The 18307-nt window shown below is 61.4% G+C and carries 16 protein-coding genes and 2 tRNA genes; 3 read left to right on the forward strand and 15 right to left on the reverse strand.

The window, feature by feature from the left end:
* Nucleotides 1-32: 32 nt before the first annotated feature.
* Together TZ03_RS25865 and TZ03_RS25870 are read left to right on the forward strand one after the other, a co-directional pair.
* Nucleotides 33-902, forward strand: coding sequence for an oxygenase MpaB family protein (locus TZ03_RS25865; protein WP_051101207.1), 870 nt, complete (start codon nt 33-35; stop codon nt 900-902).
* Between the two features lie 77 nt (nt 903-979).
* Nucleotides 980-3910, forward strand: coding sequence for a DUF748 domain-containing protein (locus tag TZ03_RS25870; RefSeq protein ID WP_051101208.1), 2931 nt, complete (start codon nt 980-982; stop codon nt 3908-3910).
* 239 nt (nt 3911-4149) lie between these two features.
* Here TZ03_RS25870 and TZ03_RS25875 read toward each other — a convergent pair whose 3' ends face one another.
* Nucleotides 4150-4563: a VOC family protein gene (locus tag TZ03_RS25875; protein ID WP_010955354.1), complete on the reverse strand. Its 414-nt coding sequence runs from the start codon at nt 4561-4563 to the stop codon at nt 4150-4152.
* Between the two features lie 60 nt (nt 4564-4623).
* On the opposite strand from TZ03_RS25875, the gene TZ03_RS25880 reads away from it, so the two are divergent.
* Nucleotides 4624-4926, forward strand: a complete 303-nt coding sequence (locus tag TZ03_RS25880) for a putative quinol monooxygenase (RefSeq protein ID WP_051101209.1) — start codon at nt 4624-4626, stop codon at nt 4924-4926.
* A gap of 151 nt (nt 4927-5077) precedes the next feature.
* Here TZ03_RS25880 and TZ03_RS25885 read toward each other — a convergent pair whose 3' ends face one another.
* The 14 genes from TZ03_RS25885 to folP form a co-directional block, all read right to left on the reverse strand.
* The gene (locus TZ03_RS25885) at nt 5078-5428 is read right to left on the reverse strand and encodes a BON domain-containing protein (protein WP_051101210.1); all 351 of its coding nucleotides are present in this window, start codon (nt 5426-5428) and stop codon (nt 5078-5080) included.
* Nucleotides 5429-5690: 262 nt separating this feature from the next.
* Nucleotides 5691-7796, reverse strand: a complete 2106-nt coding sequence (pnp, locus tag TZ03_RS25890; RefSeq protein WP_051101211.1) for a polyribonucleotide nucleotidyltransferase — start codon at nt 7794-7796, stop codon at nt 5691-5693.
* A gap of 250 nt (nt 7797-8046) precedes the next feature.
* Nucleotides 8047-8316 (reverse strand): 30S ribosomal protein S15, encoded by a 270-nt coding sequence (rpsO, locus tag TZ03_RS25895; protein WP_003249971.1) that lies wholly within the window; start codon nt 8314-8316, stop codon nt 8047-8049.
* A gap of 147 nt (nt 8317-8463) precedes the next feature.
* Nucleotides 8464-9381, reverse strand: coding sequence for a tRNA pseudouridine(55) synthase TruB (gene truB / locus TZ03_RS25900; protein ID WP_051101212.1), 918 nt, complete (start codon nt 9379-9381; stop codon nt 8464-8466).
* Nucleotides 9382-9384: 3 nt separating this feature from the next.
* Nucleotides 9385-9783, reverse strand: coding sequence for a 30S ribosome-binding factor RbfA (rbfA, locus tag TZ03_RS25905; RefSeq protein ID WP_051101213.1), 399 nt, complete (start codon nt 9781-9783; stop codon nt 9385-9387).
* A 116-nt stretch (nt 9784-9899) separates the two neighbouring features.
* Nucleotides 9900-12428 (reverse strand): translation initiation factor IF-2, encoded by a 2529-nt coding sequence (infB, locus tag TZ03_RS25910; protein WP_051101214.1) that lies wholly within the window; start codon nt 12426-12428, stop codon nt 9900-9902.
* Between the two features lie 27 nt (nt 12429-12455).
* On the reverse strand, nt 12456-13937 hold the full coding sequence (gene nusA / locus TZ03_RS25915; protein WP_051101215.1) for a transcription termination factor NusA: 1482 nt from the start codon (nt 13935-13937) through the stop codon (nt 12456-12458).
* A 59-nt stretch (nt 13938-13996) separates the two neighbouring features.
* A complete protein-coding gene (gene rimP / locus TZ03_RS25920; protein ID WP_003249960.1) occupies nt 13997-14455 on the reverse strand; it encodes a ribosome maturation factor RimP in 459 nt (152 codons plus the stop codon).
* A gap of 130 nt (nt 14456-14585) precedes the next feature.
* Nucleotides 14586-14662: transfer RNA gene (locus tag TZ03_RS25925), tRNA-Met, on the reverse strand.
* A 100-nt stretch (nt 14663-14762) separates the two neighbouring features.
* Nucleotides 14763-14848: transfer RNA gene (locus tag TZ03_RS25930), tRNA-Leu, on the reverse strand.
* Nucleotides 14849-14869: 21 nt separating this feature from the next.
* Complete coding sequence (gene secG, locus TZ03_RS25935) at nt 14870-15268, reverse strand: preprotein translocase subunit SecG (RefSeq protein WP_051101216.1); 399 nt, start codon at nt 15266-15268, stop codon at nt 14870-14872.
* A gap of 4 nt (nt 15269-15272) precedes the next feature.
* Nucleotides 15273-16028 (reverse strand): triose-phosphate isomerase, encoded by a 756-nt coding sequence (gene tpiA, locus TZ03_RS25940; RefSeq protein ID WP_051101217.1) that lies wholly within the window; start codon nt 16026-16028, stop codon nt 15273-15275.
* Between the two features lie 65 nt (nt 16029-16093).
* Nucleotides 16094-17434: a phosphoglucosamine mutase gene (glmM, locus tag TZ03_RS25945; protein WP_051101218.1), complete on the reverse strand. Its 1341-nt coding sequence runs from the start codon at nt 17432-17434 to the stop codon at nt 16094-16096.
* Nucleotides 17435-17450: 16 nt separating this feature from the next.
* The gene (gene folP / locus TZ03_RS25950; protein WP_051101219.1) at nt 17451-18302 is read right to left on the reverse strand and encodes a dihydropteroate synthase; all 852 of its coding nucleotides are present in this window, start codon (nt 18300-18302) and stop codon (nt 17451-17453) included.
* Nucleotides 18303-18307 lie beyond the last annotated feature (5 nt).

The raw sequence follows: 18307 nt of genomic DNA on the forward strand, positions 1-18307 counted from the left end.
CTGCTCGTGGCCGCCCTGAGCCACAGGTCGCCATGGAAGCCCTTCGACGCCGCATCGAAACCCAGGTCATGAGCCTAACCGGGCTGGCCCTCGGCCAGCTCGACCTGGAATCGCCCAAGGGCGACCCCGGCCTGTTCGGCCCGCACAGCATCAGCTGGCGGGTGCACGGCGACTTCCCGAGCATGCTGGTGGGCGGCATCAGCGCGCTCATGCTGCAGTTACTGCATCCGCTGGCCCTGGCCGGCGTGTGGGACCACTCCAACTTCCGTGAAGACCTGCTCGGCCGCCTGCGCCGCACCAGCCAGTTCATCTCTGGCACCACCTTCGGCGCCAGCCGCGATGCCGAATGGCTGATCGACAAGGTACGCACCATTCACCTGCAAGTCACCGGCACCGCACCGGACGGCCGCCCCTATGCGGCCAGCGACCCGGATTTGCTGACCTGGGTTCATGTTGCCGAAGTCAGCAGCTTCCTCGCCGCCCATATTCGCTACCGTGACCCGCACCTGACGCGCGCCGGACAGGATGCCTACTACGACGAAATCGCCCTGATCGCCGAGCGCCTGGGCGCCCGTGACGTACCGCGCTCGTGCCTGCAGGTCGAGGATTACCTGCAGCGCATGCGCCCGCACCTGCAATGCGACGCCCGCAGCCACCAGGTAGTCGACATCCTGCTCGACGCCCCGGCCCCCAGCCGCCTGGCACAGCCGGTGGGCAAGCTGATGCTGTACGCCGGCATCGACCTGCTGCCTGATTGGGCCCAGGCCATGCTCGGCCTGCAGCAGGGCCCGCTGCAGCAGCGCATGATCCGCCTGGGCCTGCGACGCACCGCACCGATACTGCGCTGGGCCATGCGCGACGGCTCGGCACACCGGGCCAAACGCCGCATGGGCATCGAGTGAGCGAAATGGTCGCGCCAGCGGAACTGATTTAACCTGCCATACTCCAAGCACTCTTGCTTAGACAGACGAAGCGACACATGTACAAAGGATTGACTCGCGCCGTTGGCGCCCTGCTAGCTCTCGTAGCGCTGTACAGCCTTCTCGGCTTTTTCATTCTCCCCGGTGTCGCGCTGCGCATCGCCAACCAGCAGTTGGCCCAGTACGCGACCGTGCCGGCGCATCTCGAACGGGTCGAGCTAAACCCCTTCAGCCTGGAGTTGACGCTCTGGGGCCTACAGATTGGCGAACCCGGCAAGGAGCAGGTCGGCTTCGACCGCTTGTACGCCAACCTCTCGCTCGACAGCCTGTGGACGCGTGCCCTGCACCTGGACGCGGTGGAGCTCGACAAGCCACGCAACGAAGTGCTGTTCGCCAAGGACGGTACGCTCAACCTGACTCGCCTGTTCAAGCTGCCCGCCAGCGAAACCAAGCCTGATGAGCCGCCCAGCGACCCGTTCCCGCTGCGTATCGGCAGCATCAAGCTCAGCGACGGCTACCTGCACTTCCAGGACCAACGCCCGAGCGAGCCGATCGAGTTCCTCTACGACAACATGAACCTGGAGCTGAACAACCTCAGCACCTTGCCCAACGACAATGCCGACATGACCCTGGTGGCCCTGGGCCCGAACGGCGGGCGCATCGACTGGAAAGGCACCCTGAGCCTGTCGCCGATCGCCTCCGAGGGCACGCTGAAGGTCACCGACGGCAAGATGAAGCTGTTCTGGCCCTATGTACGCGATGCCGTGCCACTGGTGCTGGAAGACGGCGTGTTCAACCTCGACACCCACTATAAGCTCAACCTCGCCAAACAAACCGAGCTGCTGCTGGACAACGCTTCGGTCCGCATCGCGCCGTTCGCCATCAAGGCACCGGATGGCCGTCCGTTGGCGCGCCTGGCCAGCCTGGAGGTGAGCGAGACATCCGTCGACCTGGTCAAGCAGTTGGTCACCGTGGGCAAGATCCGCAGCGAAAAGCTGGAAACCTGGGCTGCACTGGAAAAGGACGGCCAGCTCGACTGGCAGAAGCTGTTTGCCAGCCAGCCCGCCAAAGCCACGCCGCAGGAAAAGGCCAAGCCAGCCGCCGCCGAGCCCACGCCCGAAGAACAAGCCGCCAAAGCGCCGAACAAGCCGTGGCAAGTGCTGCTCAAGGACGTCCAGCTGCGTAACTATCTGGTGCATCTGGCAGACCGCAGCCAGAAGGAGCCGGTAGCCCTGGATATCGGCCCGCTCAACGCCGACCTGCAAGGTTTCGACAGCCTCAACCAGTCGCCCTTCACCATCAAGCTCGATACCGGCGTGGGCAAGCAAGGCAAGCTGCAGGCGGCCGGGCAGGTCAACCTGGCGCCCATATGGGCCAAGCTGGACGTGAGCATCCGCGACATCGACCTGCGTGTGGCGCAAGCCTATATCAGCCCGTTCATCCTCCTGGAGCTGCGCAGCGGCATGCTCGCCAGCGACCTGAAGGTGGACCTGAAGAACACCGCACCGCTGGCCTTCAGCGTCACTGGCAAGGCACAGGTGAGCCAGCTGCACACCCTGGACACCATCAAGAGCCGCGACTTCGTCAAATGGCAGCAGGTCAACGTCGACGGTTTGTCCTACGTGCACGGCGATGCGCTGTCGATCGACAAGGTGACCCTGCGACAGCCCTATGCGCGCTTCATCATCAACGAAGACCGTACCACCAACATCAATGACCTGCTGATCCCGCAGCCGGCGAGCGCCCCGACGGCCAGCCAGGCCAAGCCGGCCAGCAGCGACAAGCCGCTGGGTATCCACATCGGCCAGATCGACATCAACGACGGCTCGGCCAACTTCGCCGACCTGTCCCTCACCCCCCACTTCGCCACCGCCATCCAGCAGCTCAACGGCCAGATCGGCACCATCGACAACCGCAAGCCGGTGCCGGCCAAGGTCGACGTCAAGGGCAAGGTCGACCGCTACGCCCCGGTCACCATCAAGGGCGCCCTCAACCCGTTCGACCCGCTGGCCAGCCTGGACATCGCCACCAGCTTCAAGCGCGTCGAGCTGACCACCTTGACGCCCTACTCCGGCAAGTTCGCGGGCTTCCGCATTCGCAAGGGCCGGCTCAACCTCGACCTGCACTACCTGATCACCAAGGGCCAGCTCAAGGCGGAGAACAAGGTGGTGGTGGAGCAACTGCAGCTGGGCGAGAAGGTCGACAGCCCGGACGCGGTCGACCTGCCGATCCGCCTGGCGGTAGCACTATTGAAGGATACCGAGGGCAAGATCTCGATCGAGCTGCCGGTGTCCGGCGACCTCAACAACCCGCAGTTCAGCGTCATGCCGATCGTCTGGCAAACCCTGCGCAACCTGGTGCTGCGCGCGGCGCAGGCGCCATTCAAGTTCATTGGCGGGCTGGTTGCTGGCGGTGGCTCGGAAGACCTGGGCAACGTGGCCTTCGCCCCGGGCTCCAGCGAGCTCAGTGGCGATGCCCAGGCGTCCCTGGACAAGCTGGCGGCGGCCCTGAAAGAGCGCCCGGAACTGCGCCTGGAAATCGAAGGCACCAGCGCCCAGGCCAGCGATGGCCCGCTGATTGCCCAGCAGCGCCTGGAGCGTGAATACCAGGCCACCTGGTACAAGATACTGCAGCGCCGGGGTGACAAGGTGCCGGCCAATGCCTCGATGCTGGTGGTCGACGACAGCGACAAGCCGGCGATGCTCGAAGGCATCTACCGCACCCGCCTGAAGCAGCAACCGCCTGCCGAATGGGAGCAACTGGGCCGCGACGAGCGCACCGCCAAGCTGCGCGAGGCGGTGATCAAGTCCTGGGCCGAGAGTACCGCCCTGCTGCGCACCCTGGGCCAGGACCGGGCCAGCAGCATCAAGGACTATCTGGTGGACAAGGGCAAGCTGGAGGATGACCGGGTGTACTTCATCGATACCAGCCTGGGGCAGCCTGAAAGCGATGGGCGGGTGGTGACGCCGATGCACTTGGATGCCGAATAGTCTCCGCTAACAGGACCGACCTCTTCGCGGGCTCGCCCGCTCCCACAGGGATAGCGTGAGCCCAAAACCTGCACAGTACCTGTGGGAGCGGGCATGCCCGCGAACACCGGCAAAGCCGGTGCCATCCCCCGCGCTGGATTCTTCGCGGGCGAGCCCGCTCCTACAAGGTACTGTGCAGGTTTTGGACTCACGCTATACCTGTGGGAGCGGCTTCAGCCGCGAAGAGGTCCTGACAGGCGTCAAACCAACCGCTGCCCCGACACCGCCGGGTGATACAGCGGCTGTACCTTGTTCCCCGCCGGGTCCAGCAAATGGAAACTGCGCGCGCCGTCACCGTGGTTGAACGGCCGGTCCAGCAAGGTTACGCCATGGGCCTTGAAGTACTGGTACCAGGCCTCCAGCTCCTCCACGCTATCGACGATGAAGCCGTAATGGTCCAAGGTCTGCAGGCCATTGGCCGCCCCTGCCCCGCGCCCCAGCGACAGGTTGTCGTTGCCACAGGTGAGGTAAACCAGGTCTTCGTTGGCGCGGTTCAGCACTTCCATGCCCAGCACATCGACGTAGAAACGTTCGCACTCCTCCAGGTTGGGCACCAGCAAGGCAATATGGCGCAGGCCGTTGAGGCGGCCAGGGCGTGCAGGCAATTCGGACATTAGCGAAACTCCATTTTTGTATACAATTCAATATTGAATTTAAAACAAAAGGAGAGCCATGTGTATAGCCTGTTCATCAAGACACGCGTGAAACCCGGTTGCGCGGAGGATTTTCTGACTGCCATCAAGGTCAACGCCGCGGCCTCCGTCGCCACCGAACCAGGCTGCCTGGTGTTCGATGTGTCGCAGGACCGGGTCGACCCCGAGGTGATCTACCTGTACGAAATCTACCGCGATGATGCGGCGTATGAAGCGCATACCCAGACTGCCCACTTTCGCGACAGCCGGCCGCTGGTGGACCCGCTGATCGTTGAACAGAAATGCTTCGAGAGTGATGTGGTTGCGCGTAATCCGGTGTATTAAGTGAAAAGGGGCTGCTTTGCAGCCCTTCGCGGGCACGCCCGCTCCCACAGGGTCAGCGCGATCCCTGTGGGAGCGGGCGTGCCCGCGAAGGGCCGCAAAGCGGCCCCTTTTCTGAATGGTGGCCAAGTCCGTTTGGCCGATGGGACGTCCCTTATTCGGATTTCAGGCCATCAGCCGATACGGCCTGCACGCCTTTGATCTTCTTGGCAATGGCAATTGCCATTTCTTTCTGTGCATCGGTTACCGCCGTGTCAGAAGACAGCGACACGACACCCTTGTTGGTTTCAACCTTGATATCGCTGCCAGGCACACCTTTCTCGGTCATCAGGTCAGCCTTCACCTTGGTGGTGATCCAGGTATCGGAGGCCGCTTCCTTGGTTTTGGTCACCTCACCGGCCGCAAGCGTCATCGGGGCCTGGGTGGATTGCTGGGCAAATGCCGCGTTAGCCATGGTCAGGGTCAGAGCGGTAGCAGTAGCGGCAGCAATGGCGAACTTCTTCATGTGAGTCACTCCTGTTTTTCGAAAGGTCTGCGCCGTATGTCCTGGCGGCAGGTATGAAGGTAGTTGCATGTGCTGTGCCAGCTTTTCTGCCCCATTTATTTCCTTTTAAATCAAACAGTTATAAATAAACCGCTATTCTCGAAGTCGTGCATTTTGCAATCCATGCGGTAAACCTGCATGCAAGATGCAAGTCCGCAAACAGTTCCCGTCGCCCACAAAAAAAGGGTTCCGAAGAACCCTTTTCTTGTTGCGTGGCAGTCGCTTAGACGCCCGAGGCCTTGGCCGCGGCAACGTCCTTGATCGACAGCTTGATACGGCCGCGGTTATCCACGTCCAGTACCAGCACTTCGACTTCCTGGCCTTCTTTCAGGATGTCGGTGACTTTCTCGACGCGAGCATCGCTCAGCATGGAGATGTGCACCAGGCCGTCCTTGCCAGGCAGGATGTTGACGAAGGCGCCGAAGTCGACGATGCGCTCGACCTTGCCGACGTAGATCTTGCCGATCTCGGCCTCGGCAGTGATGCCCAGGATGCGCTGCTTGGCAGCATCTGCCGCTTCCTTGGTTTCGCCGAAGATCTTGATCGAGCCGTCGTCTTCGATGTCGATCGAAGCCTTGGTCTCTTCGCAGATGGCGCGGATGGTGGCGCCGCCTTTACCGATGACGTCACGGATCTTGTCGGTGTCGATCTTCATCGCGATCATGGTCGGGGCGTTGGCCGACAGTTCGGTACGCGACTGGCCAATGACCTGGTTCATCTGGCCGAGGATGTTCAGGCGCGCTTCCAGGGCCTGGCCCAGGGCGATTTCCATGATCTCTTCGGTGATGCCGTTGATCTTGATGTCCATCTGCAGCGCGGTGACGCCTTTGGCGGTACCGGCTACCTTGAAGTCCATGTCGCCCAGGTGGTCTTCGTCACCCAGGATATCGGTCAGGACCGCGAACTTGTCGCCTTCCTTGACCAGGCCCATGGCGATACCGGCAACCGGCGCCTTCATCGGCACACCAGCGTCCATCAGCGCCAAGGAAGCACCACAAACCGAAGCCATGGAGCTGGAACCGTTGGATTCGGTGATTTCCGAAACCACACGGATGGTGTACGGGAACACGTCAGCGGCAGGCAGCATGGCCTGGACCGAACGACGGGCCAGACGGCCGTGACCGATTTCGCGACGGCCAGCACCGCCCATGCGGCCACACTCGCCCACCGAGAACGGCGGGAAGTTGTAGTGCAGCATGAAGGGGTCTTTCTTCTCGCCTTCGAGGGTATCCAGCAGCTGGGCGTCACGGGCAGTACCCAGGGTCGCAACGACCAGGGCCTGGGTTTCGCCACGGGTGAACAGTGCCGAACCGTGAGTCTTCGGCAGAACGCCCACCTCGATGTTCAGCGGACGAACGGTCTTGGTGTCGCGGCCGTCGATACGTGGCTTGCCGTTGACGATGTTTTCGCGAACGGTGCGGTATTCGATTTCGCCGAAGATGTCTTTTACTTCCGCAGCCGAAGGCTGGCCTTCTTCACCGGAGAACTTGGCGATCGCCTGGTCGCGCAGTTCACCAAGGCGCGCATAGCGGTCGGCCTTGACGGTGATGGTGTAGCCCTGCGAAACAGCTTCGCCGAACTCGGCGCGGATAGCGTTGAACAACTCGGTGTTGGCAACGGCTGGCTTCCAGTCCCAGGTCGGCTTGCCAGCTTCGGCAGCCAGCTCTTTGACAGCCTGGATAACAGCCTGGAATTCGTCATGGGCGAACAGCACCGCACCCAGCATCTGGTCTTCGGTCAGCTCTTGAGCTTCCGACTCAACCATCAGTACGGCGTCGGAGGTACCGGCAACGACCATGTCCAGGCTCGAGGCAGCCAGTTGCTCGTAGGTCGGGTTCAGCAGGTAGCCGGTGCTTTCGTGGAAGGCAACGCGGGCAGCGCCGATCGGGCCTTCGAACGGAATGCCGGAAATGGCCAGGGCGGCCGAGGTACCGATCATCGCAGCGATGTCCGGGTCGGTCTTCTTGCTGGTGGAAACCACGGTGCAGACGACCTGCACTTCGTTCATGAAGCCTTCCGGGAACAGCGGACGGATCGGGCGGTCGATCAGGCGCGAGGTCAGGGTCTCTTTCTCGGAAGGACGGCCTTCACGCTTGAAGAAGCCACCTGGGATCTTGCCGGCGGCATAGGTCTTTTCCTGGTAGTGAACCGACAGCGGGAAGAAACCCTTGCCTGGATCAGCCTGCTTGGCGCCGACCACGGTCACCAGCACGGTGACGTCGTTGTCGACGGTAACCAGCACGGCGCCGGTTGCCTGACGGGCAATACGGCCCGTTTCGAGAGTAACGGTCGATTGACCGAACTGGAAAGTCTTGATTACCGGGTTCACGGTTTCCTACCTTTTTCAGTGGCTCTTGGGGGAACTGGTTTCTTGCGAATTCTTGGGCAGAACGGGGAGTCGGCCCCATTGACCGTCCAGATACAACACGAGGCTGGGAGCCTGGCGCCAAGCGGAAAAACCGCTCAGCATTGCCAGGCTGCCAACCTCGGAGATACGCGTGGCGTGTCCAACGGCAGCGCTGTAAAACAGCCCTGCCGAAGCCTGCGACACGCCATGCACACCACTGGCCAGGCCGCTATTAGCGACGCAGACCCAGGCGACCGATCAGGGCGCTGTAACGAGTGGTGTCTTTGCCCTTCAGGTAGTCCAGCAGCTTACGACGCTGGTTGACCATACGGATCAGACCACGACGGGAGTGGTGGTCTTTGTCGTTGGCCTTGAAGTGGCCTTGCAGCTTGTTGATGTTGGCGGTCAGCAGAGCAACCTGCACTTCCGGGCTACCGGTATCGCCGGCGGCTTGCTGGTATTCGGCAACGATCTGAGCTTTTTCTTCAACGCTGAGGGCCATTTGGCTTCTCCTGATAACGGATCCCGCACGCGGGGTCCAATAGGCCAGGGACAAATCCCTGTATTAATAAAAAAGGTGTGACCGTGCCTACTGACAGCCACCCTTGATGCCGTGGGGTTCGGCAACGGCCTTACCCCGCGGTTTCGGTCATTCCGACCGAATCAGCCGACGCGGCGCAATGCGCCCGTCTTCGCTCACCTCACCGATACCGATGAAGCGCGCATTGTGATCTTGTACCCGGACCATGCCAAATTGTGGCGCGTCCGGTGCGCGTACCGCCTGCCCATGCAGCCAGTAGAACGCGCTGTGCTCGGACAGGCACACCAGGGGCCAGTCCTGCAGGCCGCTGTCCGATGGCATCAGGAAGCGATCGAGCGCTTCGTTGCCGCCTTCGGCGTGGGCTTGTTCGAGTTCCTCGAGGGTGACCGTCTGTGCCAGCGCGAAGGGCCCGGCCTGGGTCCTGCGCAGCTCGGCGACATAGGCGCCGCAACCAAGGGCCTCACCGATATCCTCCACCAGGGTGCGGATATAGGTGCCTTTGCTGCAGCCTACGCTCAACCGTGCACGGGTGCCTTCACACTCGAGCAACTCCAAGCGGCCAATGATAACAGAACGCGCCTCGCGCTCCACTACCTCTCCTGCACGTGCCAGCTTGTACAGCGGCTGGCCGTCACGCTTGAGCGCCGAGTACATCGGCGGTATCTGGCTGATCTGGCCACGAAAACGTGGCAGCAGCGCCTCGATATCGGCACGACCAACGGTCACCTCGCGGGTCTGCAGCACCTCGCCTTCGGCGTCGCCGGTGTTGGTAGTCTGCCCCATCTGCATGACGGTTTCGTAGCCCTTGTCGGAATCGAGCAGGTACTGCGAAAACTTGGTCGCTTCGCCAAAGCACAATGGCAGCACACCGGTTGCCAACGGGTCGAGGCTACCGGTGTGGCCGGCCTTTTCCGCGTTGAGCAGCCAGCGCACCTTTTGCAGGGCGGCGTTGGAGGTGAAGCCCAGCGGCTTGTCGAGCAGGATGATGCCGCTGACGTTGCGGCGGATACGTTTGACCTGGGCCACCGCTTACTCCTTGGTGTCCGGCTCGTCGGCTTCCTTGTGCAGGCGGTCTTCGGCCACTGCACGCTCGATCAGCGCCGACAGGTGCACACCGCGGCTGACACTTTCATCGAAGTGGAAGTGCAGTTGCGGCACGCTGCGCAGTTGCATCGAGCGCCCCAAGTGCAAACGCAGGAAGCTGGCAGCGCTGTTCAGTGCCTTGAGCGACTGCTGCACGGCGTCCGGGGTTTCCTCGCCCATGACGGTGATGAACACCTTGGCATGGCCCAGGTCACGGCTGACGTCGACGGCGGTGATGGTCACCAGGCCGACACGCGGGTCCTTGACTTCGCGACGGATCAGCTCGGCCAGCTCGCGCTGCATCTGATCGCCAATACGTTGGGTACGGCTATATTCTTTGGCCATTCTTGCTACCTGTAACTTAAAGCGGCAAACGCCCGGTCAGACGAATGCCTGACCGGGCGCTACCTGAAGAGGTGCCGCAAACCGCCCTGTAGCGGGGGCTTGCGGCTCGCTCGCCCTTAAAGGGTACGAGCCACCTGGACTTTCTCGAAGACTTCGATCTTGTCGCCGACCTTGACGTCGTTGTAGCTCTTGACGCCAATACCGCACTCCATGCCCGAACGGACTTCGGAGGCATCGTCCTTGAAGCGACGCAGCGATTCCAGCTCGCCTTCGAAGATCACAACGTCGTCGCGCAGTACGCGGATCGGACGGTTGCGGTACACGGTACCCTCGATGACCATACAGCCAGCGATGGCGCCGAACTTCGGCGAACGGAACACGTCACGCACTTCGGCGACACCCAGGATGTTCTCGCGAACATCGCTGCCGAGCATGCCGGTCAGGGCCTTCTTGACGTCTTCGATGATGTCGTAGATCACGTTGTAGTAACGCATATCCAGACCTTCCTGCTCGACGATCTTGCGCGCACCGGCATCGGCACGTACGTTGAAGCCGAACAGTACTGCGTTCGAAGCCAGTGCCAGGTTGGCATCGCTCTCGGTGATACCACCGACGCCACCGCCAATCACGCGTACCTGCACTTCGTCGTTGCCCAGGCCGCCAAGCGAACCCTGCAGTGCTTCCAGAGAACCACGCACATCGGTCTTGAGAACGATGTTGAGGGTTTTCTTCTCTTCCTGACCCATGGTCTCGAAGATGTTTTCCAGCTTGCCGGCATGAGCACGGGCCAGCTTGACCTCGCGGTACTTGCCTTGGCGGAACAGGGCAACTTCGCGGGCCTTCTTCTCGTCGGCAACCACGGACAGCTCGTCACCGGCTTCCGGGGTACCGTCCAGGCCGAGGATTTCGACCGGGATCGACGGGCCGGCTTCCTTCACAGGCTTGCCGTTCTCGTCGAGCATGGCACGCACGCGGCCATAGTTGGAACCGCACAGGACCATGTCGCCCTGACGCAGGGTACCGTCCTGAACCAGGATGGTCGCCACCGGGCCGCGGCCCTTGTCCAGGCGCGATTCGACGACCACGCCACGACCTGGAGCGGTCGGGGTTGCGGTCAGTTCGAGGATCTCGGCCTGCAGCAGGACGGCTTCGAGCAGTTCGTCGACACCGGTACCCATCTTCGCCGAAACCTTGACGAACGGCGTGTCACCACCCCAATCCTCGGAGGTAACGCCTTCGACGGCCAGCTCGTTACGGATACGATCGAGGTCAGCACCTGGCTTGTCGATCTTGTTCACTGCAACCACCAGCGGAACGCCAGCTGCCTTGGCATGCTGAACGGCTTCGCGGGTTTGCGGCATCACGCCGTCGTCCGCCGCCACCACCAGGATGACGATGTCGGTCGCCTTGGCACCACGGGCGCGCATCTGAGTGAACGCTGCGTGGCCCGGGGTATCGAGGAAGGTGACCATGCCGCGGTCGGTTTCCACGTGGTAGGCACCGATGTGCTGGGTAATACCACCGGCTTCGCCAGCGGCAACCTTGGCACGACGGATGTAGTCGAGCAGCGAGGTCTTACCGTGGTCAACGTGACCCATGACGGTAACGACCGGCGCACGCGACTCGGCCTGGCCTTCGAACTTCAGCGATTCGGCCAGGGAGTCTTCCAGGGCAGTGTCGCTGACCAGGGTGACCTTGTGGCCCAGCTCTTCAGCGATCAGCTGAGCGGTTTCCTGGTCGAGCACCTGGTTGATGGTGACCGGAGTGCCCATCTTGAACATGAACTTGACCACTTCAGCGGCCTTGACCGACATCTGCTGGGCCAGTTCCGAGACGGTGATGGTCTCGCCGATGGTCACGTCACGAATGACCGGGCCAGTCGGGTTCTGGAAGCCGTGCTGGTTACGCTTCTTCAGCTTGCTCTTGCCACCACGACCACGACGAGCGCCATCGCTCTCTTCGTCGGTGGTACGCGGAGCGGCACGTGGAGTCGGCGCCTTTTCCTTCTCCTTGACCTTGACCTTGATCGACACACGCGGAGCCTCGCCACGACGACGGTCGTCATCGCGAGTACGGCTTTCGTTGCGACGGGTCTCGTCCTTCTTGCGCTCGGCGGCACGCGCGGCAGCGTCTTCCGACGCAGGTGCGTCAGCGACTACCGGGGCCGGAGCAGCAGCCGGAGCTGGCGCTGGCTTGGCGGCAGGCGCTGGGGCAGCAGCAGGGGCTTCTGCCGCCTGACGGCGAGCCTGCTCTTCGTTGCGCTGGCGAACTTCGGCCTCGACCTTCTCGCGAGCGGCATTTTCAGCCGCACGGCGCTCTTCCAGCTCACGCTTCTGCTCGGCCTGGATCTCTTCCGGGCTGCGCTGCACGAATACTTTCTTCTTGCGTACTTCTACGCTGATGCTCTTGCTACCGGCGACACGCAGGGTGCTGGTGGTTTTGCGCTGCAAGGTAATCTTGCGCGGCTCTTCCGCCTTGCTCTTGTGGCTGCTCTTCAAATGAGTCAGCAGGGTCTGCTTCTCATTGTCGGTCACTACCTGACCGGCGTCGGTGTGCGGCAGACCTGCCTCACGCATCTGCTGCAGCAGGCGCTCTACCGGTGCCTCGACCTCTTGGGCCAGTTCTTTCACCGTGACTTGCGTCATGCACTTCTCTCCTCAGGCCGCGCCTAATTACTCGAACCAGTGGGCTCGGGCGGCCATGATCAACTTGCCGGCACGCTCTTCGTCGATGCCGTCGATGTCGAGCAGATCGTCGATCGACTGCTCGGCCAGGTCTTCGCGGTTAACCACGCCGCGCACCGCCAGTTCCGCCGCCAGGTCCTTGTCCATGCCCTCGAGGGAGAGCAGGTCGTCAGCCGGATGGGCGTCTGCCAGTTTTTCTTCGGTAGCGATGGCCTTGGTCAACAAACGGTCCTTGGCTCGAGCGCGGAGCTCATTGACGATATCTTCGTCAAAGCCATCGATGTTGAGCATTTCTTCCAACGGTACGTAGGCAATTTCTTCGAGGCTGGTGAAGCCTTCGTCGACCAGCACTTGGGCCAGCTCCTCGTCGACTTCCAGTTCATCGATGAAATTGCGCAGGATGTCACCGGTTTCGGCCTGCTGCTTGGCCTGGATGTCCTTCTCGGTCATCACGTTCAGGGTCCAGCCGGTCAGCTGACTGGCCAGGCGAACGTTCTGACCGCCACGACCAATGGCCTGGGCCAGGTTGTCCTCGGCGACGGCGATGTCCATGGCATGGGCATCTTCATCAACGATGATCGCCGCGACTTCAGCCGGCGACATGGCGTTGATAACGAACTGCGCCGGGTTATCGTCCCACAGGACGATATCCACACGCTCACCACCCAACTCCCCGGATACGGCCTGGACGCGCGAACCACGCATGCCGATACAGGCGCCTTGCGGGTCGATGCGCTTGTCCTTGGAGCGGACGGCGATCTTGGCTCGCGAACCCGGATCACGGGAAGCAGCCATGACTTCGATGAGGCCTTCGGCAATTTCCGGCACTTCAATGCGGAAAAGCTCGATCAGCATCTGTGGCGCGGTGCGCGACAGGATCAGCTGGGGGCCACGGTTTTCGGTGCGAATTTCCTTGAGCAGCGCACGCAGGCGCACGCCAACACGGAAAGTCTCACGCGCAATGATGTCCTCGCGGGCCAGCAAGGCCTCGGCGTTGTTGCCCAGGTCAACGATGACGTTGTCGCGGGTAACCTTTTTCACGGTACCGGAGATGATCTCGCCGACGCGCTCGCGGTAAGCATCGACCACCTGGGCACGCTCGGCCTCGCGGACCTTCTGCACGATGACCTGCTTGGCGGTCTGGGCGGCGATACGACCGAACTCGATGGACTCGATCTTCTCTTCGATCACGTCACCGATCTTGGCGTCCGGATGGGTGTCCTTGATCTTGTCCAGCCAGGTCTCGATCGCTGGATCGTCCAGGTCGTTCTCATCGACTACAGTCCAGCGACGGAAAGTCTCGTAGCTACCGGTGTGGCGGTTGATTTCCACACGCAAGTCGACTTCGTCTTCAAAACGTTTTTTGGTTGCAGTGGCCAGGGCCACTTCCAGCGCTTCGAAAATGACGCCGGGCGGTACACCTTTTTCGTTGGATACCGATTCAACAACCAGCAGTACTTCTTTGCTCATCGTACGCCTCGCCTTGCGCAAGCCATTGGGCCCGGATAGTCCGCCGGGCCCGGCACGTCTCAGTCAAAACTGGGAATAATATTGGCCTTGTCGATCGAGTCGATCGGCAACAGGAACTCCTGGTTGTCCACCTGGACCACCACATCCTGCTCCTCCACACCGCGGAGAAGGCCCTGGAAGTTACGACGACCCTCGAAGGGTGAGCGCAGCTTGATCTTCACTTGTTCGCCGGCATGCGAGGCAAACTGTTCCAGAGTGAACAGTGGGCGATCCATGCCTGGAGAAGACACCTCGAGGGTGTATTCACTGCTGATCGGATCTTCCACATCGAGGATCGCGCTGGCCTGACGGCTGACCGCTTCGCAGTCGTCCACCAGGATGCCGCCTTCCTTGTCGATGTAGATACGCAGTACCGAATGCTTACCTTGGGAAACGTACTCGATCCCCCAGCACTGATAGCCCAGACCCTCGACAACCGGGGCCAACAAGGCCTGCAACTGTTCTAGCTTGCTCGACACCTGAACCCCCTCGTGCATGCTGTGCAAATAAAAAATGGGCGAAGCGCCCATCCCTGAAAGCGCCGTTGGACAACGACGCCGAAAACTGTGCGGTTAGCAAAAAGCCCCTGAAAAGGGGCTCCGCTGAAGCTGGTTGCGGGGGCTGGATTTGAACCAACGACCTTCGGGTTATGAGCCCGACGAGCTACCAAGCTGCTCCACCCCGCGACAAAGCTGGGGCAAAAGTATAAGACCGAACCCGCTTGAGGGTCAAATCCGAACTTTCACCTGCAAGAAAGCCCGCTAAAGCGGGCTCTCAAGCTTCAATTGGTACCGAGAAGGGGACTCGAACCCCTACACCCTATGGGCACAACCACCTCAAGGTTGCGTGTCTACCAATTCCACCACCTCGGCAATACTACTACTTGAAACCCGTTACTTCTGCTCTTGCGCCGGAGGAGGTACATCACCAGTGTTATTGGTGGTTTCGCTCTGCTGTTGCTGGAGCACCGGTACATCATCATTAACTGCCGGTTTCTGCGGCTCTTTCACTTCTAGCACTGCTGGATCTGGAAGACCTGCTTGGCTAAGCTGGTGAGCTTGTTGCTTCGCGAAGTATCCTAACCCAAGTGCTGTCAAAAAGAAAGTGGCAGCGAGTATAGCAGTTAATTTACTCAGGAACGTTGCAGAGCCCTGGCTCCCGAACACGGTGTTTGAAGCACCCGCGCCGAAAGATGCACCTGCTTCGGCACCTTTACCCTGTTGCAACAGAACCAGCACTACAAGCGACAGCGCTGCCAACAGATGAAAAACAACGATGACTGTTTCCAGCATTTGTTCAGTTTCCTGCGGCGCGACAAATTGCACCGAATTCGTCTGCGTTCAGGGAAGCCCCACCAATGAGACCCCCATCGATATCCGGCATGCCGAACAGTTCGGCCGCATTGGCCGCCTTCACGCTGCCGCCGTAGAGCAACTGCACCTTCGCAGCCACTTCAGCATCTTCTGCCGCCAGCTGACCGCGGATGGCGGCGTGCACATCCTGGGCCTGCTGTGGCGTGGCCGTAAGGCCGGTGCCAATGGCCCATACAGGCTCATAGGCAATTACTGCATTGGCAAAAGCCTTAACACCGAATGCTTCGATGATACTGCTTAGTTGACGCCCGACAACTTCGAGCGTTTTGCCAGCCTCGCGCTCTTCAAGGGTTTCCCCGATGCAAAGCACTGGCTTCAAACCTTTGGCCTGGGCCGCTGCAAACTTGCGATTAAGCACTTCGTCGGTTTCACCAACGATCTGGCGACGCTCCGAATGGCCAATCAACACCAACTTGCAACCTGCTTCGACCAGCTGTTCCGGAGCAACTTCCCCGGTCAGCGCACCCTGTTCGGGTTGTACAGCTGAATTCTGTGCGCCAACAGTAATTTCTTTACCTGCCAGGCCATCGATCACTTGATTGATGAACAGGGCCGGTGGAAATACCGCGACTTCCACTCCGCTCGGCAAGGCGAGATTGCTCAAGCCTTCGGTCAGCTCAGCGACGCTAGCGCGGGTACCGTGCATCTTCCAGTTACCAGCTACCATGGGGCGACGCATGCTTTACCTCGTCGGTCAAAGTGGGCGCAGATCTTACCCAACCAGATCTGCGCTGGCAAGCGCCTTCAGACACAAACTTCGCCGACCAGTTTGGCCAGTGCTTCGGCATGTGCACGCACCTGGCTTTCATCTTCGCCTTCGACCATGACCCGCACCAGCGGCTCGGTCCCGGACTTGCGCAGCAGCACGCGACCACGACCAGCCAAAGCCTCGGTCACCTTGGCACTGGCCTCCTTGACCGCAGGGTGCTCCAGCGGGTCGACCTTGCTGGCGCCAAAGCGTACGTTGATCAGCACCTGCGGGCACTTGCGCAGCGCCTGACGGGCCTGGGCCAGGGTTTCGCCACGGCGCTTGAGCGCCATCAGCACCTGCAGTGCGGCAATGATCGCGTCACCGGTGGTGGTGTGGTTGCAGCACACCACGTGACCGGAGTTTTCACCACCGACCAGCCACTCACGCTCCAGCAGCTCGGCCATGACGTAACGGTCGCCGACCTTGGCCCGCACGAACGGGATGCCCAGGTCCTGGAGCGCAAGCTCCAGGCCCAGGTTGCTCATCAGCGTACCGACCACGCCGCCCTGCAGCTTGCCACGGTCCTGCAGATCGCGGGCGATGATGAACAGCAGCTCGTCACCGTCGACGATGGCACCGGTGTGGTCGACCATCAGCACGCGGTCGCCGTCACCATCGAAGGCGATGCCCAGGTCGGCATGCCCCACCAGCACGGCGGCCTGCAGCGACTCGATGTGGGTCGAGCCGCAGCCTTCGTTGATGTTCAGGCCGTCCGGTTGTGCATGCAGCACGGTCACGTCGGCACCCAGCTCGCGGAACACGCTTGGCGCAACCTTGTAGGTAGCACCGTGGGCGCAATCGACCACCAGCTTGAGGCCTTCAAAGCTGGTGCTGGTCGGCACGCTGCTCTTGCAGAACTCGATGTAGCGGCCAGCGGCATCGTTGATGCGCGAAACCTTGCCCAGCTTGCTCGACTCGACAACGGTCATCGGCTGGTCGAGCAGCTCCTCGATCATCAGCTCGACTTCGTCCGGCAGCTTGGTCCCTTGGCCCGAGAAGAACTTGATGCCGTTGTCGTCATGCGGATTGTGCGAGGCACTGATGACGATACCGGCTTCGGCGTGGAAAGTACGCGTCAGGTAGGCGATGGCCGGTGTCGGCATCGGCCCGAGCAGCATCACATCGGCACCTGCCGCGGACAGGCCGGCCTCGAGTGCGGACTCGAACATGTAGCCGGAGATACGCGTGTCCTTGCCCACCAGCACCCGGCAATGGCCTTGCTTGCGGAAGGCCATGCCGGCCGCCCAGCCAAGCTTCAGCATGAAGTCGGGCGTGATCGGGTATTCGCCGACGCGGCCACGAATGCCGTCGGTACCAAAGTATTTTCTGCTCATAGCGACTCCAATGTTCTTATTCGGCGTTTTGCACCGCAGCAATCATGCGTACCACATCGACCGTTTCGGCCACGTCATGGACGCGGAGGATGCTCGCCCCCTTGGTCATGGCCAACGCCGCCAGCGCAAGGCTGCCGTACAACCGCTCGCCGACCGGACGTTCCAGCGTCAGGCCGATCATGCTCTTTCGTGAAACGCCTACCAGCAGCGGACGCCCAAGCCGATAGAGCGCTTCCATGTGCTTGAACAGGCTCAGGTTGTGCGCCAGCGTCTTGGCAAAACCAAAGCCCGGGTCAAGGATGATTCTGTTCGCGTCGATGCCCGCCGCAGCACAGGCAGCCATGCGCTGCTCAAGGTAACGCGTGACGTCGGCAGTCACATCTTCGTAATGCGGGTCGTCCTGCATGTTACCCGGCTCGCCACGCATGTGCATGAGGCACACCGGCAGGCCGGTATCCGCCGCGGCGTCCAGGGCACCATCGCGCTCCAGGGCACGCACGTCGTTGATCAGCCCGGCACCAAGGCGCGCTGATTCACGCATGACGGCAGGCGTGGAGGTATCGACCGAGATGACCACGTCGAGGCGACTGCTGATCGCTTCGACCATGGGCGCCACCCGCTCCAACTCCTCGGTCACCGACACCGCGCGCGCACCAGGGCGCGTGGACTCGCCGCCAATGTCGATCAGCGTGGCGCCTGCGGCAACCATCGCTTCGGCATGACGCAACGCCTCGTCGCGCTGGTTGAAGCGCCCGCCATCGGAAAAGGAGTCGGGGGTGATATTGAGAATACCCATGACATGGGTACGCGACAAATCAAGAACCCGGTTGCCGCAAGGCAACCGGGTTGGGTACTGCACTGAGCTCATAGATG

The sequence above is a fragment of the Pseudomonas sp. 10-1B genome (assembly GCF_000935045.1).
Lineage (GTDB): Bacteria > Pseudomonadota > Gammaproteobacteria > Pseudomonadales > Pseudomonadaceae > Aquipseudomonas.